The following is a 17,378-nucleotide window of genomic DNA, read 5'->3' as shown; positions in this document are numbered from 1 at the left end:
TATGGCTTGTGGGTCGCCGACATCCGTGACGGCGAACGGTTCCGCACCGTTTTCACGGACAACGCGCCATCCATCATCGACGCGACCAACAAACCGCTGGCCTTCGCGAGCTGCATCCCGAACGGCATCGTGCATGAGACGACGCGGCGCCTGCGTCTTGCCGGCATGCCGCTTATCGACGGTCTTGGACCGGCGATCAGCGCCATCGCCCACGGGTTTGCGTGGCGCAGCGGACAAGAGCGTCGCTTTCTGCCGCCACCCGATGCGCCAGACGCCGACGTCATCGAGGCCTGGCGGCAGCGCCTGACCTCCGGCCAGCCGCTCGATGAGGCCGACGGTCTCGATCTGCTGTCGGCCTTCGCCATACCGGTGATCGATCATCGGATTGTCGAGACGGTTGACGAAGCCGTCGCCACCGCTTCGGCCTTTGGTTACCCGGTGGTCATGAAAACGGCCATGGCCGGCATCGCACACAAGTCGGATGTCGGCGGCGTGGCACTTCATCTAAGCGACGAAGCTGCCGTACAAACGGCCTGGGACGATCTTACCGCGCGCCTGGGCCCGCGCTGCCTGATCGCACCGATGGCGCCCGGCGGGGTCGAGATGGTGCTCGGCCTGATCCGCGATGCCCAGTTCGGGCCCCTGGTGATGATCGGGACAGGCGGTATCTTCGTTGAGGTGCTGCGCGATCGCCTGCTCGCCGTACCACCCTTCGGCGTCGATGTCGCGCGCGGGTTGATCGACCGCTTGCAGGCGAGGTCAATGCTTGACGGTCTGCGCGGCCGGCCAGCCGCCGATATCGACAGTCTGGCCGATGCGCTCGCCCGATTCTCCGTCCTGGCCGCCTCGCTCGGCGACCTGATCGCCGAGGCCGACGTCAATCCCATTCTGGCCGGGCCCGATGGCGTCATTGCCGTCGACGCCCTGGTGATCGCCGACCTACCATCGGACCATCAAGACAAGGAGGAAGCACCGTGACCGACGAAGTCCTCTACGAGGTGAACGACAAGATCGCCCGCATCACCATCAACCGGGCGAACAAGATGAACTCCATCAATCCGCCGTTCATGGCCGAGCTGTCGGCCGCCATCCGCAAGGCCGATGACGACGACAATGTCTCGGTCGTCATCCTGACCGGGGCCGGCGATCACTTCGGCGCTGGCTATGACCTCAAGTACGAATGGGGCAACGAGTACGGCCGTGGCCCCATGGGTACCCGCAAGATGCTGACCGACTGTGCGGCGTTCGAGTTCTCACCCTGGGATTGCTCGAAGCCTGTGATCGCCATGGTGCGCGGCTACTGCCTGGCCGGCAGCTGCGAACTCGCCATGATGTGCTGCATTACTTTCGCCGCCCAGTCCGCCCAGTTCGGCGAACCGGAGATCCGGTTTTCGACGGCGCCGCCGGCGGTCATCATGCCCTGGCTGGTCGGCCTGAAGAAGGCGCGCGAACTGCTCTATACCGGCGACATGATCAGCGCCGAGGAGGCCGAACGCTGCGGCATGGTCAATCGGGTGTTTCCCGATGACGAGCTCGAGGCCGAGACCCTCCGTTATGCCAAGCGCGCCACGGCCATTTCCCTTGAAGGCCTACAGACCACCAAGGCATCGATCAACCGCGGCGCCGAGATCGCCGGCCTGCGCCAGGCGATCGCCTATGGCGTCGAAGTCGGTGGCATCTTGGATGCCTCGGAAACCGAGCAGTACAAACAGTTCGAGGCGGTGCGCTCCAAGGAAGGTCTGTCGGCCGCCATCCGTTGGCGCGAAACCCAGTTCGAATAGGCAGACAAGGCATGAACCCGGGTGCCACCGGGGTGTCGCATGCAGCTTGCCTGCGCGACTCCCTGGCGGCATAGTCCGGCTGTGCAAACCCGAGCCGAAACCCATCCGACAGATCTGAACGAGGCCGTGCGCCGGTACCAAGCCGGCGAACGCGGCGCCGCGATCGAGTTATGCCGCGATCTCGTGGCGCGGCAGCCGGGCGATCTACGGGCACGCTATACGCTCGCCGTCATGCTGCTGGAGAGTGGCCGACTTCGCGATGGCATCGTTGAGCTCGACCAGTTGTTGAACCAACGCCCGGACGATGCCGACGCACTCCACAGCCGCGGCATGGCGCACGACCGGCTCGGCAACTCCGAGGCTGCCATCGCCGATCTTGAGAAGGCCATCGCGCTGGCGCCCGGCAAGGTTGAGGCATGGTTGGTCCTGGCCGGCGTCCACCGGCGCGCCGGTGACATCGACAAGGCGATCATCGTGCTGCGGGACGCCCAAAAGGCGTCACCGGAACACGCCGGATTGACCAACAATCTGGCATCCCTGCTCGCCGAAACCGGCGCGCTGGACGAAAGCCGAGGGCTGCTTGAGGCCTTGCTTGCCCGCGACCCCGCGTCGACCGCCGGCCACTACAATCTGGGCAACACGCTGAAGGCCATGGGCGACGCGGAGGCTGCCGTCGGGCACCTTCGCCAGGCGGCAGAACTTGATCCCGGCTTCTATAGCGCGTGGCACAACCTGGGTAACACGCTGCTGGACCTGGGCCGCGTCGATGAGGCGGCCGGCGCCTACGATCATGCGACCGGCATCAAACGCCGGCCCGGCGGACCCACGGTTCCGGCAAACAACTTCAATCAGACCAGCCGCACCAAGCTGGAGCACGACATCGAGCAGCTCGACTATCTTCTGGAGCGCGGCGTGCTCGACGCGGCCCATCAACAGACTGCCGCAGCCTACCGCGCGGCGCTGAGTTCGTTGGAGACACCCGACGCCGACAGTCACATGGTCGACCTGCCGGCGGCCGCAGCGGCGATGTTGAAACCGACCTACAACCGCATGATCCACAAGGACGCCGGTGCCGCGCTTGATGGCCCAGCGGTCAACCCCGAGCTGGACATCGCGGCAATCGAGGCCGACTACAAGAAGAATGCGCCCGGCATAACCTTCTTCGACGATTTTCTGACGGCCGACGCCGTCCGGGGCCTCAGGCGCTTCTGTCTGGAATCAACGATCTGGTACGAGTTCCGCTACGCCAACGGTTATCTCGGCGCGTTTATGGAAGACGGCTTTTGCTGTCCGCTGCTGCTGCAGGTCGCTGAAGAGATGCGCACGGCCCTGCCCGCCATCTTCAAGCACCATAGCTTGCGGAAATTGTGGGCGTTTAAGTACGACAGCCGGCTGAGCGGTATTCCTATGCATGCCGATTTCGCCGCGGTGAACGTGAATTTCTGGATTGCACCCGATGAGGCCAATCTTGATCCCGATGGCGGCGGGTTGGAGGTATGGGATGTCGAAGCGCCGCTCGACTGGGACTTCGCGGCCTACAACCGCGACGGGCCGCGCATGCGGAACTTCTTGGCCGAGAACAACGCCAAGTCGATCAATGTGCCGCACCGGCAGAACCGGGTCGTGATGTTCAACTCCGACCTGTTTCACGAGACCGGCCGTTTGACCTTCAAGCCGGGTTACGAAAACAGGCGCATCAACATCACCATGCTCTACGGCAAACGCGGCGACTCGGCTTAAGCCATGAGTATCGTCGATTCCATGCTGAAGGCCTCGATGCAGAATCTGCGCGCCGGTCGGCGCGACGAGGCCGCCAAACTGTGCCGCGACATCTGCCGCATGGAGCCGGAACACGCGCGCGCCCACAGCCTGCTGGGTATGATCGAGTTTCAGAATGGCGAGACCGACCGCGCGCTCGGACTCTTGGCGCGCGCGCAGCAGCTGAACCCCAATCTCCCCGACGTGCCGCGTGCGCTGGCCGAGATTTATCTGGGCATGGACGACCTGGATAAGGCGCTGGAGGCACAGAAACAGGCGATCAGTTTCAATCCCCGCGACCCGAGCGGACATCTGCAGGCGGCGGTGATCCTGCAGCGGCTAGGACGACCCGACGAAGCCGAGGTCGAGGCGCGCGACGCACTTGCGCATAATCCCAACATGATCGGCGCCCACCAACTGCTCGGCACCATCACCTATCTCGACGGACGTCTTACCGAGGCGGTTGACGCCATGGGCAAGGCGCGCGCCAGCGAAACGCCCGTGCCAGATCCCAACCACACCTTGGCGCTTGGATTGCTGGCCACAGGTGAAGCCGACAAGATCGAAGCGTTAAGTCCCGCGTTCACGGCGAACCAGACATTCGGTGAAACAGTCGTCCGGGCGATCAGCGCATGGATCGACAACCAACCCGACCGGTGCAGCGACCTCTTGGCCCAAGCCCGCCCTCTTATTCCCAGCCTGCCGACCGACGCGCCCAACCGCTCGGTCTTTGTGACCTATCTCAACATCCTCGATGAGTTGGTGTCGTGGCGGGCAAGCCATGAAGCGCACTACAACGGCGCCGCTGAACGAACTCTCTTTGTCGTTGGCGACAGCCACACACTGACCCCGGCCAATGTGGTCCTGCCGGTCGACGGCGTGCCGACAAGACTGCAGACGCGTTTGGTGTTCGGCTGCAAGGCTTGGCATCTGATACGCGAGGCGCCGAGCCCCTACCGTGGCGGCTTCGATCTGGCGATGACGCGCATACCCGAAGGGGAAACAGTCGTCGCGGTCTTTGGCGAGCTCGATTGCCGATTGAAAGAAGGCATCGTTCGCGTGCTGCGAAAGGACCCCGGTCTCGATCGCGACACCCTGATCGACGACCTGGTCGAACGTTATGTCGACCGTCTGCTCGCGAAAGGAGCCGAGCGCGGCCAAACCGTTTGGTTCCAAAGCCCGCCTATGAGCAACATCAACATGAGCCTGGTCGAGGACGAGGTTCGCGATCTCTTCCTTCACGTCATCAAGCGCTTCAACGATCGGCTTCGCGACGTGACCCGCGAAAGAGGCGCGCGCCTGATCGACGTGAACGCCGTGACAACAGCGGACGACGGACAAGCGGTCCGTGGCCACTACATCGACACCAACCACATTCGCCCGACAGCACTGATCGAAGCTTACAACAGCTAGGTCTCTTCCCCGTTTACGCGGAACCTGCGCCAGCCCTTACCTCCTCGCGCACCGGGCTTGACCCGGGGCCCATGAACACGGACAGCGGCCGGTATGCCGGTTCACGTGTTCTTGGATGCTGGATCTGCGCTACGCTTGTCCGGCATGGGAGGACTAGAGTGGGGCGAGACCGGTACCACGTAACGCGGGTCTGCTCTCGGGTGGCGTGGTCTGCCGGGGCTTACAGCGTTCGCTCGTAGACGCGCGGAAAGGCCGGCGCATCGAGCGGTTCGCCAGGCTTGAGGCCGCGATCGGAGAAGTCCGGCTCCATCTCGCCCGGGCGTTCGATATAGACGGCGTCGTCGCCGACCCACGTGGTCGAAACGACACGTCGGCTTCGTCCGGCTTGGCTATTGCCCGGCGCGCCATGCATGCACATGCCGTGAAACACCAAGAGGTCGCCCGGCTCCATGGCGGGCGCCAGAATGGCATCGGCGTGATCGCGGTCGATATCCGGCGGCTCGGCGTAACCGTCGGCGCCGTTCCGACCATAATCGCCGAGATCCTTGAAACGCAGAGGCTTGAACGCCTTGCCCCAACGATGAGATCCCCGCACGCAGCGCAGCACGACATCTTCCGGCACCGGGTCGACTGGCGCCCAGACAATACAGATCTGCCTGCCGTCGACCGCGTAGTAAGGCTGGTCCTGATGCCAGGCGCTCGGTTTGGCCGTACCCGGCTCCTTCACCCAAACGGCGTCATAGAGAAAGTTCGAGCGCTTCGAGCAAAGCAGCGTCGCCGCGATCTCGCCAACCGGCGAGTGTAGGGCGTAATCCATCAGGTCGGGCACGCGGGCGGACGCGCCGTAATCGCTGAAGAAAAGGCCGGGATCATCGCCATCGGACTGACGGCGCGTATAGCGCCCCGCCGACGCCATGGCACCGGCAATGCCCTGTTCCAAGACACCCACCCAATGCTGCGGCAGAACGCCCTTTAAACAGACAACGCCATCGTCGTCGAACTGCGTGACTTCGTCCGTCGTTACGGCGCGGGCCGGTGCGTCAGGCATGGCGATGTCCCCTCGCTATTTGACCACCAGATCATGCGGCATGGTCGAGACCGGCTCAAATCGATCCGCATGCACAATACCGGTTTCGCCAAGCGACATGGTAAGCCGGTTAGCGCTGTCGACCAAGATCATGTGCATGAAGATGACCATGCCTGGTTCAATCACCGTCGGGTTGGCCGGATAGATCATCGGTTCTTCCATCCACGATGGCGAATAGTTTGCCGAGAGCGAATAGCCGCAGGCGTTAAGGCGGCAGTCTTCCAGCCCGTGCGCGTCAACGACGCGCGCGTGGGCGTCGTAGATTTCACCGAACAGGGCGCCAGGCTTGGCAACGTCCTGGCAGGCAGCAAGCGCCTCGACACAGGCCGCGCGCATGGCCTGATGCCGTGCACTGACGTTGCCGGTCAGGACCGTGCGCATGATACAGGCGTGGTAGTGGCGATAGGCCGCGCCGAACTCCAGCTGCACCTGATCGTTCGCGCCGACCTTCGCGCGTCCGGTGAAGTAACGCACCAGAAGCGCGCCCTCGCCCGAACCGATGATGCCGCGACTGGCCGAATAGTCACCGCCGCCCTCGAAGATCGCGTTGTTCATGACGGCATAGAGGTGGCCCTCGTCGACGCCCGGCTCGATCGCGTCGTTCAAGGCGCCGAGTGCCGCATCCGCCAGGGTGCCGGCCTTTCGCACATAGGTAAGCTCGCTCTCGCTCTTGACGATGCGCTGAGATTGGACGAGGTCGGTGGCGTCTTCCCAGGAACAGAACCCCTGAAGCGCGCCCTCGACCATGACCCAGCGTTGGCCGGTCAGACACCAGGCGTGCAGCTCAACACCGACCTTGCCACCGGCGATACCTTTCTCCTCCAACACCGCCTTGACGTCATCGGCCGGGTTGGCACCGCCGCGGTCGACCCAGATGCGGACATCCGGGATCACCGAAGTATAGGCTGCCTGCTCGCGGTCGGCGGAGCGCGTCACCAGCGTCATCGACCCGTCGGCGAACAGCATGAAACACTGGAACAGAGAGTAGCCGGCGGTGTCGTATCCGGTCAGGTAGTACATGCTCTCCTGCTTGAACAGCAGCAGCGCGTCGAAGCCGCGTTGATTCATCGCCGCAACGGTCTTCGCGCGGCGTGCCGCCAGTTCGTCTTCGGAAAAGTGCAGGTAAGGCATGCTGGTACTCCGGCCAGTGGTGACAGGCGCCATGATGGCAAGCCCGGCCCGGTGCCGCCAGCCATTGTCGCGGCCGAGCGGGTCGGCTATGACAACGCCCGCCCCGCCAACCACCACCCGCCAGCGGAGAAGCCATGACCGACGACCTCTTGACCTACGACTCCGTCGTCCGCCCTGAATGGATCGACGAGTTCGGTCATCTCAACATGGCCTACTACGTGCTGATCTGCGACAGCGCGACCTTCAACTTCTGGGACATCGTCAACGGCGACAGGAAGCTGGAGGACCGCGGCGGCAGCGAGTACGCGGTGGTTGAGGCCCACGTGAACTATCTGGACGAGGTGCGCGAAGGTGATCCTCTGCGCATCACGACCCAGCTCTTGGCCGCCGACGCCAAGCGTTTTCGCCTGTTCCACACGATGTATCACGCGGAAAGAGATTACATCGCGGCGACCAACGAAGTCATGGCGCTGGGTTTCAATCTCAACGAGCGCGGCCTTGAGATCTTCAAGGACGACGTCCAGGAAAGACTCCAGGAGATCCTGGACCGCCACGGCAATCTGGAGCGGCACGACAACGCGGGCCGCGCGATCGGCCAGCCTCGAAAACGTTGAGGTGCTTGGACGACGCGCTCGCTCAGGCCCAGGGCTTGTAGCCGACGACCTGTATCGCGGCCGCCGCGCTGACGATGAAGTCCTTGCCGGGGGCCTGAGCCGCCGCAAGAACCGCATCGATCTCAGCGTCTGTCGCCACGCCCAATGCAACCAGGTTCGGTCTCATCTCGTTCGACAACGCGAGCCGAAGCATGGCAACGACTTCCTCTTGATCCTGCATTGGCCAAAACCCGTTGACGTGCAGGTTCTCAAAGCCGGCCGTGATCATGTCCGAGGGAAGCTGTTCAAGACCATAGTTGGGGTGTCCGCCGCCGTGTTCGATCAAAGCGGTAAACCACGCTTCTAGTTTCTCGATCCAGTCGGACTTGCCGTGCTTGACGTAGCTCTGGGCGACCTCCTCGCCCAGGAACATACCTTTCGGTTTCAGCGCACCGAGAATACTGGCGACGATGCTTGCTGCGTCCGGCGAATAGGACAGGACGTAGCGCGAATGCGCGAAGTCGAAGCGATCAAGCCCGTAGTCGAAGTCCTGGGCGTGGGCGCAGATGAACGTGATATTGCTGATGCCGGCATCGCGCGCTTCTTTTTCGGCGATCTTGACGATGTCACTTGCTTGATCGAAGGCCGTGACGTGGCCGTCCGGCACCACGTTCTGGGCGAAGTAGCGCGCGGTATCACCAATGCCGCAGCCGACTTCCAGAATGTGCATGTCCGGTGTCAGCGGCAGATCGGCGAGACGACTTGCGGTCCCCGGCATGTTGATCTCGTTGAACATTCGGTAGCGCCGAAACGCATCCTTGTGCACACCGAGGTAGTAGTGGTCGGAGTCGTCGTCGGCCGTCATCGCTCGCCCCCGTGGCGTGCTCGCCCCATCAACCTCTAACTAGAGCAGACCCGCGTTTGTCCATGTGCCGCGCAGCTGGTCGCGGCGGGCAGTGCACTGGTCCTCAATAACGAGGAACTCCACTGAGTTGGCGAGCACGTTGAAGTTATAGATGCCCTTGACGCCTGGACACATCTGACTGCCAAAGGCGTTCTCGAAGGTCACCGACTGGCCGGAGACCGTGTAGTCGCCCTCGTACGACGTCTGGTTCTGCAGGTCCAGAGTGTAGGTCCCCATGGTGCTGTCGAATTTCAGCGTCATGCCGCCAAGGCCGCTGTTCCACGTGCCTGATAGAGAGTCCTGGGCGACGACCGGCGCCGTCACCAACAGCACGGCTACCACGATTCCCACTGCTTTCATGGTCGATTCTCCCGACGCTGCGGACGTTGCGTGTATCTTGGCGCATAGGCGGCAATCGCGCTAGGTTCGGCGCAACCCAGGAGAAGCCATGCCTAGCGACGGTTCGCCGGAAATTCACTTCAGCGTCTGCCCGCACGATTGCCCGAGCACCTGCGCCCTGGAGGTCGAGAAGATCGACGACCACACCATCGGCCGTGTCCATGGCGCGCGTGACAACACCTATACGGCGGGCGTCGTCTGCGCCAAGGTCGCGCGGTATGCCGAGCGTATCCATCACCCCGACCGGCTGCTGCAACCGCTGCGCCGGACCGGCGCCAAGGGCAGCGGCGACTATGCCGAAATCTCCTGGGACGATGCGCTTGACGAGATAGCCGAGCGCTTCACGAAGGCTGAGCAGGCATCCGGCACCGAATCGGTGTGGCCCTACTACTACGCCGGCACCATGGGGATGGTGATGCGCGACGGCATCAATCGTCTGCGCCACGTCAAGAAGTACTCCGGCCAGCACAACACGATCTGCACGACTCTTGCCTGGTCCGGTTTCATCGCAGCGACCGGCCGGCTCGCCGGACCCGACCCGCGTGAAATGGCGAAGAGCGACCTGGTGGTGATCTGGGGCACTAACCCGGTGAATACCCAGGTCAACGTGATGACCCACGTGACCCAGGCCCGCAAACAGCGGGGCGCCAAGATTGTTGTCGTCGATACCTACGAAAACGCAACGGCGCAGCAGGCCGATCTTTTTGTTTGCGTCAAGCCGGGCACCGATGCGGCGCTGGCCTGTGCGGTCATGCATGTGCTGTTCCGCGACGGCCATGCCGACCGCGACTATATGGCGCGCTACACCGACGAACCGGACGCGCTGGAAGACCACCTTCAGACGCGCACGCCCGCATGGGCCGAAACGATCTGCGGCGTCCCCGCCGGCACGATCGAAGATTTCGCCACGTTAGTTGGCACAACCAAGCGCACGTATCTGCGACTGGGCTACGGTTTCTGTCGCGGGCGCAATGGTTCGGTCGCCATGCATGCGGCCACCTGCATCGCCAGTGTCACCGGTGCCTGGCAGTACGAGGGTGGCGGCGCGTTCCACAACAACGGCGCGATCTACCACTGGGACCGCACCATGATCGAAGGGCTCGATGCGCGCGACCCGGCGATCCGCGTGCTCGACCAGTCACGCATCGGTCCGATCCTGACCGGCGACACGGCGGCGCTGAAAGACGGCCCACCGGTCAACGCCATGCTGATTCAGAACACCAATCCGATGATGGTGGCGCCCGACCTTGCCAAGGTCCATGCCGGCTTCGCGCGCGACGATTTGTTTGTCGCCGTCCACGAACAGTTCCTGACAGAGACCGCCAAGATGGCCGATATCGTCCTGCCGGCGACCATGTTTCTGGAACACGATGACCTCTACCAGGGCGGCGGCCACCAGCACATCATGTTCGGTCCCAGGGTCGTCGAGGCACCGGGCACCTGCCGCTCCAACCACCAGGTGATCCAAGCACTGGCAGAACGGCTTGGCGTCGCTGACGCCCACCCGGGCCTGACGATGACGCCAGAAGAGCTGATCGACCACACCTTGACCGTCTCCGGCTGGGCGGACCTGGCAACCCTGAAGGAAGCGCACTGGATCGACGTCCAGCCCGACTTCGACACCGCCCACTACATCGATGGTTTTGGCCACGCCGATGGGCGCTTTCATTTTCGCGCCCACTGGTCGCATGCCCAAAACGCCTTCGGGCCTCAAGGCACGCCCGCCTTCATGCCTGGCCTGCCGGATCACTGGGAGGTCATCGATAGCGCGACGGAGGATCGTCCGTTTCGGCTGGTCACCGCGCCGGCGCGCAACTTCCTGAATTCCAGCTTTACCGAGACACCGACATCCATCGCCCGCGAAGACCGACCGACCGTGAAGATCCATCCCGATGACGCTCAGCCGCTGGGTATCGATGATCGCGCGCGCGTGCGCATCGGCAACGACAAGGGCAGTGTCGTCCTGCATGCCGAGCTCTTCGGAGGGCTCAGGCGCGGCACACTCATTGTCGAAAGCATATGGCCCAATCACGCCTTCGAGGAAGGCATTGGCATCAATCTGCTGATCTCATCGGATCCCGGCGCCCCGATTGGCGGTGGCTTGTTCCACGACACCTCGGTGTGGCTGAAGACAGCCTGAGGCCTCAGCGCCAGGCGAAGACCGGCTGTTCCAGGTGGGCGACGCGGGTGTCGCGCCCGCACAGGCCGACCTCGCGGAACTGGTAGATGAAGGCGGCGGTCGGCGCGTGGATCTTCGTGCCGGCGATCGGCATGCGAATGACCGGGCGATCGCTCTCCGGGATGGTGACGAACTCCGGCGAATCCGGGCGGAAGAGGTCGCGAAAGGCGATCCGGTAGATCGTCTCGACCTCGTCGGGGTTGGGTGTCATCGATGCTGCCTTGCCCGCCCACACCACGACCGGCGTGATCAGATAACCGGACCGGGTGGGATAATCGTCGAGCATCCCGAGGACCGAGTCGGCGGTCAGTTCGAGTTCAACCTCCTCCGACAGCTCCCGTAGCGCCGCGACGACAGGGGTCTCGCCGGGATCCAATCGGCCGCCGGGCAGCGCCCATTGGCCTTTGTGACGTTTAAGCCGGCTTGAACGCCTGGTCAGAACGAAGGCGCCCTCGTCGCGTTCGCCCTCGACCACCACGAAAGCGACAGCCGCGCGCTTCAGCGCGTCGTCGTCGTGCTGCATGCGCTCGAGCCTCTCGAGGTTGGCCGTGATCATGGTTTTGAGCGACGGGCCGAAATGAAGGTCGGGGTTTTCGGTCATGGCCATCCTGACCTAGAGCAGATCTTGCCCTGATGGAACCGTTTCACGGTTCCACTTCGCCATGATCCGGTCGAGACGCCAGCGCGGCGAGGGCAAGGCGGCGGTCGTTCACGGATCGTCCGATCGGCGCTACAGTCGCCCGTCAAAATCAGGAGGATCAGATGGAGTACCGCACCATGGGCCGCTCGGGCCTGCATGTCTCGTTGGCCGGGATCGGCTGCAACACGCTGGGCTGGTGGATCGAAGAGCCCGAAGCCAAGAAGGTGGTCCATGCCGCTCTCGATTCCGGCGTTACGCTGTTCGATACCGCCGACATGTACGACGACGGCCGGTCCGAGACGTTCCTGGGCAAGGCGCTGGGCAGGAAGCGTCATGATGCGGTGATCGTGACCAAGTGCGGCATGAAACGCGGCGACGATCAGCGCAACATACCGCGGGGTGCCCGCGGCTACATCATCAAGTCGTGCGAGGCCAGCCTTAAGCGCCTGGGCACCGACCACATCGACGTCTATCTGCACCACGAGCCTGATCCCCACACGCCGATCGAGGAGACGCTCGATACGTTTGGCACCCTGATCGACCAGGGCAAGATCCGTTATGCCGGATGCTCAAACTACGCCGGCTGGCAGGTCGCCCACGCCCACTGGCTGGCGCGCGAGGCGCGCTCGCATCATTTCATCGTCGCGCAGAACGAATGGAACCTTCTGGAGCGCGAGATCGAGACCGAGGTGGTGCCCGCATGCGATCACTACGGCATGGGCATCATGCCCTATTTCCCTCTGGCGATGGGTTTGTTGTCGGGCAAGTACAAGCGCGGCAAAAAGGCCGCGAAGAGCAACCGTCTGGGCGGTGATGATGCGCGCTATGCCGCCATGCTGTCGGACACCAACTTTGATCGCATCGACAAGCTGACGGCATTCGCCGCCGATCACGGCCACTCATTGCTGGAGCTCGCCATCGGTTGGCTGGCCAGTCAATCGGTTGTCTCGACGGTGATTTGCGGTGCGACCAAGCCGGCCCAGGTCAAGGCGAACGCCGCCGCCGTGACAGCCTGGCGGTTGACGCCCGACGAGATGGCGGACGTCGACGGCTTGTTGGCTGGCTGAGCGCTCTTGTCAGGCAAGGGCCGGCGATGCACGCTGGCCCACAATCCACGTTCGACGATGGTAAACTATGCAGCAGTCTTTTCTCGTTATCGACGACTTCTTCGGCAACCCGGAACAGGCGCGTCAAACCGCCTTGTCCATGACCTATCCGGAGCCGCCGCCTGAAGTTCACTACCCCGGCCGCAACTCCAAGGAATCGATGGCATGGCCGGGTCATGAGGATATGTTCAGCCGCATCCTGGGCCATCAGGTGGTGCCAAAGTCGCAGGCCCATGGCAGGGCCCGCGTAACCCTGGCCGAGGACAAGCGCCATGGCAATGTACACGTGGACCCCGGATGCTGCTGGGCTGCCATCATCTATCTGACCCTTAACGAGCATGCATCGGGCGGTACGGACTTCTTCATCAACCGGCGCTACGGTACCGACCGCGCGCCGCTGACCGATCAGGAAGCCCAGGAAATCTATGGCAAGCCAACACCGCGCGATGCGTTGATCGACATTCTGAGCCTTGAAAACTCGAGCGACCCCGACGCGTGGGCGTTGAACTTCTCGCTGCCGATGAAGTTCAATCGCTGCATCTTGTTTCGGCCCTGGTTCTGGCATTCCAGCGGCGACGGTTTTGGCGACAGCCTCGAGAACGGCAGGCTGGTCCAGCTTCTCTTCTTTGCGCCCGGTCCTAACGCGCCCAATGTCCCCCAGGTACCGCCAATCTAGAGCGTTTTCCGTTCACACGGCATCACCAGCCCGCTCCCCTCCCGGCCACCCATGGCAGGATCCTAGGGGTGGCCGGGAGGGGGAGCGGGCCGGCACCGATTTCGTGAAAACGGAAAATGCTCTAGAGGACGGGCCAGAAGCCGCCATATGTGCCATCGCCGCGCGCAATGGGTTATGCTGGCGCCATGTTGATACGGAGCTTAGTCGCGCTGGCAGCGCGCCGTGTGGCGAACGACCCCAAGGTCAGAGCCAAGGCGCGCGAACTCGCGGAGACGCATGCCAAGCCGGTGGTCGAGGAAAAGATCGCCGAGGTGCGCGAAGTCGCGCGAGACGCCGAGCCCGGCACCCATCCGGCACGTGTCGCCGGCCGTGCGTTCAAGAAACTTCTCGACGGCTGACGGGAATAAAACGGCGGCAAAAACGTCCTCTCTCCGCCGTCACGATTGAGCCAAATTGTCGCAACACTGTCTGACCCGAGCGCGCCTTAACTTGTAGAAGGCTCGATGGTGCCCAGCGACCGTTCCCGTCGACATCATGGCAGCACCGTCGGGTGACAGGTTGCTCATGCTCTCAAGAATTCGAACGATGCGTGGTCGTGCAGCAGCACCGTTGGCCGCGATCGCGTTTGTCTTTCTGACAGTCCCGTCGGCGGCGCCGGCGCTTGCCTATGTCGGGCCAGGCGCCGGCCTCACGGCGATCGGCACGGTGCTAGCCCTGGTCGCCGCCTTGCTCTTGGCGATCGTCGGCTTCGTCTGGTACCCGATCCGCCGCCTGCGCCGCCGCCGTCACGAAAATCAGCCGCCCAGGCTGGAGAACGATACGCGCGAAACGCCATGACCTATCTGGTTCTGGCGCTTGCGCTCGCCCTCTTTGTCGCCGTGCTCAAACTCGGCCGCGTGGTCGAACGATCATTCACCGTGGTGACCACCATGCGCGAAGCGACCGGTGTCATGACGTCGACCTCGCTTAGCGACGATGAGAAGGAGGCGCGGATCCAGCGCGACGCGCTTGCCATGCTGCGTGCTTTTGCCATCCTGTTGTTCTGGTCGGTTGGCGCGGTCGCACTATCGATCCTGTTTGTCGCGACCGGTGGCGCGCTGAACTTCTATGACACGGCCAGCATCATCGCGGCGGCGGAAAGCTGGGAAGTCATTGTGGTCGCCGGCATCGCCATGACAGCGCTGTTCGTGGTGCGCTGACCATGAGGCAGGACATTCCCTATGACCGCTTCGACCGCGCGCTCTACAGCCTGGCGTTCGCCAATGTCGACCTGCAGGTCGCGCTAAATGGCGTGGAATGCCGCCTGTTCCGCGACCGCTTGGAACAAACGCCCTGCGAACGGCCGGTCTTCGTGGCGGCGCTGCCGCGTGCGGGCACCACGTTGCTGCTGGATGTGCTCAACATGCTGCCGGAATTCGCCGCCGCGACCTACCGCCACATGCCGTTCGCGCTTTGCCCGCTGCTGTGGCCCAAGATCGCCGCGCCTTTTCTGAGGCGCAGCGAGAACAAGGAACGCGCCCATGGTGACGGCATGGAAGTCGGCTTCGACAGCCCCGAGGCGTTCGAGGAGATCATCTGGCAGGCCTTCTGGCGTCATCACTATCAGGCCGATCGTATCGAGCCATGGTCGGACGCCGACAGGCAGCCGGTGTTCGAGGCGTTCTTGCAGGACTACATGCGCAAGATCATCGCGGCAGGCGGCCGACCGGCGTCGCGTTATCTTTCGAAGAACAACGCCAACATCGCGCGCCTCGATCTCTTGTCGACGCTGTTCCCCGATGGCACGATCATTGTGCCGGTGCGCCATCCCTGGTCCCAGGCGGCGTCGCTTTTGCGTCAGCACCGCCATTTCTGCCGCATCCATCATGACGACCCGTTCGCCCGGCGCTACATGAATTGGCTTGGCCATTTCGAGTTCGGCACAGGTCTGCGCCCAATCGGTTTCCTGACGTGGCAGAACGAACCCCACATCACGCCGGACCAGCCGGCCTTTTGGTTAAGCTGTTGGGCGGCCTGTTATGAAGCGGTACTGGCGGCGGCACCGGAACGACTCGTCCTGGTCAACTATGACGGTCTATGCGCATCACCCTTGGAACATTTAGAGAGCCTGGCTGATGCACTGGCGATCGACGAGCCCGCGGCCCTGATCGCCAAGGCCTACCGGTTCCGCGACGCGACGCCAGCAACTGAACCCGACATTGCCGGACCGCTCAAGGCGCGGTGCAATGACATCTATCAGGCGCTTCTGGCCCGCTGCCTGGCGCCCGGCCGGCCGATGAGCATCGCGGCGGTGGGCATGCGCTGATGACAGGCGATCGCCTTTTACGATCGGCCTTCGTCGTCTCGTTCGGTGTCTTGTGCATCACGTTCGGCGTCTTTGCCGTCATCTACCGCGTCTTTCCCGCGCCGCAAATCATCGAGGCGCGCGCGACGGTGATGGATCTGGCCGAACACTGGCGCAACGATCTGGCACTGGAGCCGACCCGCCACCTGGTGCCCGCCGCCGATCCCCAGCGCGTCGCCTTTTATGTCGAGCAACCGGCCAGCGTCCCGGCTGGCTCCGTCATCATTGGCGGCTTAGCGCCCGACCGCGGACTGCTGCAAGGCGCCACGCTCTATGACGAACAAGGAAACGAGCTTCATCACTGGGCAATCGACTATGAAGCGCTCGATCCCGAAGGCGAAAAGCAGGAAAACGTCATGCTGCACGGCATGCTGGCGTTTCCCGATGGCTCGATCGCCGTCGCCTTCGACAACGGCAACGTCATCGCGCGGATCGATGCCTGCGGCGAACCGCTCTGGGTGACCCCCGGCCGCTACCATCACGTGGTCGCGAACGGCGATGACGACGTTATCTGGTCCTGGGTCAACGACATCCTGATGAAGTTGGATGCCGATACCGGCAAGGTACTGACGAGCATCCACCTCAAACGCGATATCATCGGCGCGCAGAACCAGTACGGCGTCTTTTCCATTCGCACCAAAGAAGACCCCGATCAGATCATCTATCAGGGCAGTGCGTTTCATTCGAACGACGTCGAACCCTTGACCGAAGCGCTCGCGCCTGCGTTTCCCATGTTCGATGCCGGCGACCTTCTGATCAGTCTGCGCGAACTCAACCTGGTCGCCGTGATCGATCCGGAGACCGGTCTTCTCAAATGGTGGAAGCACGGCCCCTGGTTCCGTCAGCATGACCCGGACTTTTTACCCGACGGCCGGATTTCCGTGTTCGACAACCAGATGGGGCTCGGCTCGTCGCGCATCATCGCCATCGATCCGGCGACCGATGCGTGGGACGTCAGCTTCGAGGGTGGCAGCGACATCTCGTTTTATACATGGCAACGCGGCACCCATCAGGTGCTCGACAACGGCGCGATCCTGATGACCGAGCCGGAGCGGGGCCGCGTCCTGCTGGCCGATGCCGATGGCGATCAGATCTGGCGGCGCGAGATGATCTTCGACGACACCCAGAACCATATCGTCACAGCGGCCGCCCACTATTCACCCGGCTTTTTCGAGCCCGGCGCTTTCGACTGCCCGCATCGAGCGGATCATGACTAGGTGGAACCGTCAGGCGGTCCCACCTTGCCATGTGAATCCGCTCTCTATCTATGAGTAGAGCAGATTCACCTGCTCTAGCCCCTAGGTCCTTACCGGACGGGTGACGCCGGCAGCCGATTTCGGGCAGGATGCGCACCCCTCGGTCGCCCG

The 17,378-nt window shown here is 63.2% G+C and carries 18 protein-coding genes; 13 read left to right on the top strand and 5 right to left on the bottom strand.

The features are described 5' to 3' along the window. The 4 genes from AAF563_17155 to AAF563_17140 all read left to right on the top strand — a co-directional run. A partial coding sequence (locus AAF563_17155) for an acetate--CoA ligase family protein (GenBank protein ID MEM7123012.1) occupies positions 1-978 on the top strand: 978 nt, incomplete at its 5' end. Beyond that, the gene (locus AAF563_17150; protein MEM7123011.1) at positions 975-1,781 is read left to right on the top strand and encodes an enoyl-CoA hydratase/isomerase family protein; all 807 of its coding nucleotides are present in this window, start codon (positions 975-977) and stop codon (positions 1,779-1,781) included. The genes AAF563_17155 and AAF563_17150, both read left to right, overlap by 4 nt. Positions 1,782-1,862: 81 nt before the next feature. Next, the gene (locus AAF563_17145; GenBank protein ID MEM7123010.1) at positions 1,863-3,521 is read left to right on the top strand and encodes a tetratricopeptide repeat protein; all 1,659 of its coding nucleotides are present in this window, start codon (positions 1,863-1,865) and stop codon (positions 3,519-3,521) included. 3 nt (positions 3,522-3,524) lie between these two features. Beyond that, positions 3,525-4,952: a tetratricopeptide repeat protein gene (locus AAF563_17140; protein ID MEM7123009.1), complete on the top strand. Its 1,428-nt coding sequence runs from the start codon at positions 3,525-3,527 to the stop codon at positions 4,950-4,952. Between the two features lie 220 nt (positions 4,953-5,172). Here AAF563_17140 and AAF563_17135 read toward each other — a convergent pair whose 3' ends face one another. After that, on the bottom strand, positions 5,173-6,000 hold the full coding sequence (locus tag AAF563_17135; protein MEM7123008.1) for a phytanoyl-CoA dioxygenase family protein: 828 nt from the start codon (positions 5,998-6,000) through the stop codon (positions 5,173-5,175). Positions 6,001-6,015: 15 nt separating this feature from the next. Then, a complete protein-coding gene (locus AAF563_17130; protein MEM7123007.1) occupies positions 6,016-7,170 on the bottom strand; it encodes a Xaa-Pro peptidase family protein in 1,155 nt (384 codons plus the stop codon). A gap of 134 nt (positions 7,171-7,304) precedes the next feature. Here AAF563_17130 and AAF563_17125 point away from each other — a divergent pair, with 134 nt between their 5' ends. Then, entirely contained in the window at positions 7,305-7,784 is a 480-nt protein-coding gene (locus tag AAF563_17125) for a thioesterase family protein (protein ID MEM7123006.1), read from the top strand. A gap of 22 nt (positions 7,785-7,806) precedes the next feature. Here AAF563_17125 and AAF563_17120 read toward each other — a convergent pair whose 3' ends face one another. Further along, entirely contained in the window at positions 7,807-8,628 is an 822-nt protein-coding gene (locus tag AAF563_17120; GenBank protein ID MEM7123005.1) for a class I SAM-dependent methyltransferase, read from the bottom strand. Positions 8,629-8,667: 39 nt separating this feature from the next. After that, positions 8,668-9,027 carry a hypothetical protein gene (locus tag AAF563_17115; protein MEM7123004.1) on the bottom strand — a complete coding sequence of 120 codons (360 nt, stop codon included), beginning with the start codon at positions 9,025-9,027 and terminating at the stop codon, positions 8,668-8,670. An 88-nt stretch (positions 9,028-9,115) separates the two neighbouring features. Between AAF563_17115 and AAF563_17110 the strand changes: the two genes are divergently transcribed. Then, positions 9,116-11,206 (top strand): molybdopterin oxidoreductase family protein, encoded by a 2,091-nt coding sequence (locus tag AAF563_17110; GenBank protein MEM7123003.1) that lies wholly within the window; start codon positions 9,116-9,118, stop codon positions 11,204-11,206. 4 nt (positions 11,207-11,210) lie between these two features. Here the strand turns inward: AAF563_17110 and AAF563_17105 are convergent, their stop codons facing one another. Beyond that, positions 11,211-11,801 (bottom strand): CoA pyrophosphatase, encoded by a 591-nt coding sequence (locus AAF563_17105; GenBank protein ID MEM7123002.1) that lies wholly within the window; start codon positions 11,799-11,801, stop codon positions 11,211-11,213. Between the two features lie 206 nt (positions 11,802-12,007). Between AAF563_17105 and AAF563_17100 the strand changes: the two genes are divergently transcribed. From AAF563_17100 to AAF563_17070, 7 genes are all read left to right on the top strand, one after another. Further along, a complete protein-coding gene (locus AAF563_17100; GenBank protein MEM7123001.1) occupies positions 12,008-12,952 on the top strand; it encodes an aldo/keto reductase in 945 nt (314 codons plus the stop codon). Between the two features lie 67 nt (positions 12,953-13,019). Beyond that, positions 13,020-13,667 carry a DUF6445 family protein gene (locus tag AAF563_17095; GenBank protein MEM7123000.1) on the top strand — a complete coding sequence of 216 codons (648 nt, stop codon included), beginning with the start codon at positions 13,020-13,022 and terminating at the stop codon, positions 13,665-13,667. Between the two features lie 185 nt (positions 13,668-13,852). Continuing rightward, on the top strand, positions 13,853-14,065 hold the full coding sequence (locus tag AAF563_17090; GenBank protein ID MEM7122999.1) for a hypothetical protein: 213 nt from the start codon (positions 13,853-13,855) through the stop codon (positions 14,063-14,065). Between the two features lie 187 nt (positions 14,066-14,252). Continuing rightward, a complete protein-coding gene (locus AAF563_17085) occupies positions 14,253-14,504 on the top strand; it encodes a hypothetical protein (protein ID MEM7122998.1) in 252 nt (83 codons plus the stop codon). Beyond that, positions 14,501-14,866, top strand: coding sequence for a hypothetical protein (locus tag AAF563_17080; protein ID MEM7122997.1), 366 nt, complete (start codon positions 14,501-14,503; stop codon positions 14,864-14,866). Before AAF563_17085 ends, AAF563_17080 begins: the two co-directional genes overlap by 4 nt. A gap of 2 nt (positions 14,867-14,868) precedes the next feature. Further along, positions 14,869-15,972, top strand: a complete 1,104-nt coding sequence (locus AAF563_17075) for a sulfotransferase (GenBank protein ID MEM7122996.1) — start codon at positions 14,869-14,871, stop codon at positions 15,970-15,972. Continuing rightward, positions 15,972-17,228 (top strand): arylsulfotransferase family protein, encoded by a 1,257-nt coding sequence (locus AAF563_17070; GenBank protein MEM7122995.1) that lies wholly within the window; start codon positions 15,972-15,974, stop codon positions 17,226-17,228. The genes AAF563_17075 and AAF563_17070 overlap by 1 nt, the downstream gene beginning before the upstream one ends. Positions 17,229-17,378: the final 150 nt, after the last annotated feature.

Source organism: Pseudomonadota bacterium (genome assembly GCA_039028155.1).
Classification (GTDB): Bacteria; Pseudomonadota; Alphaproteobacteria; order SP197; family SP197; genus JANQGO01.
The sequence above is the reverse complement of the archived record's forward strand: the minus strand, read 5'-3'. Positions and strand labels throughout refer to the sequence as shown.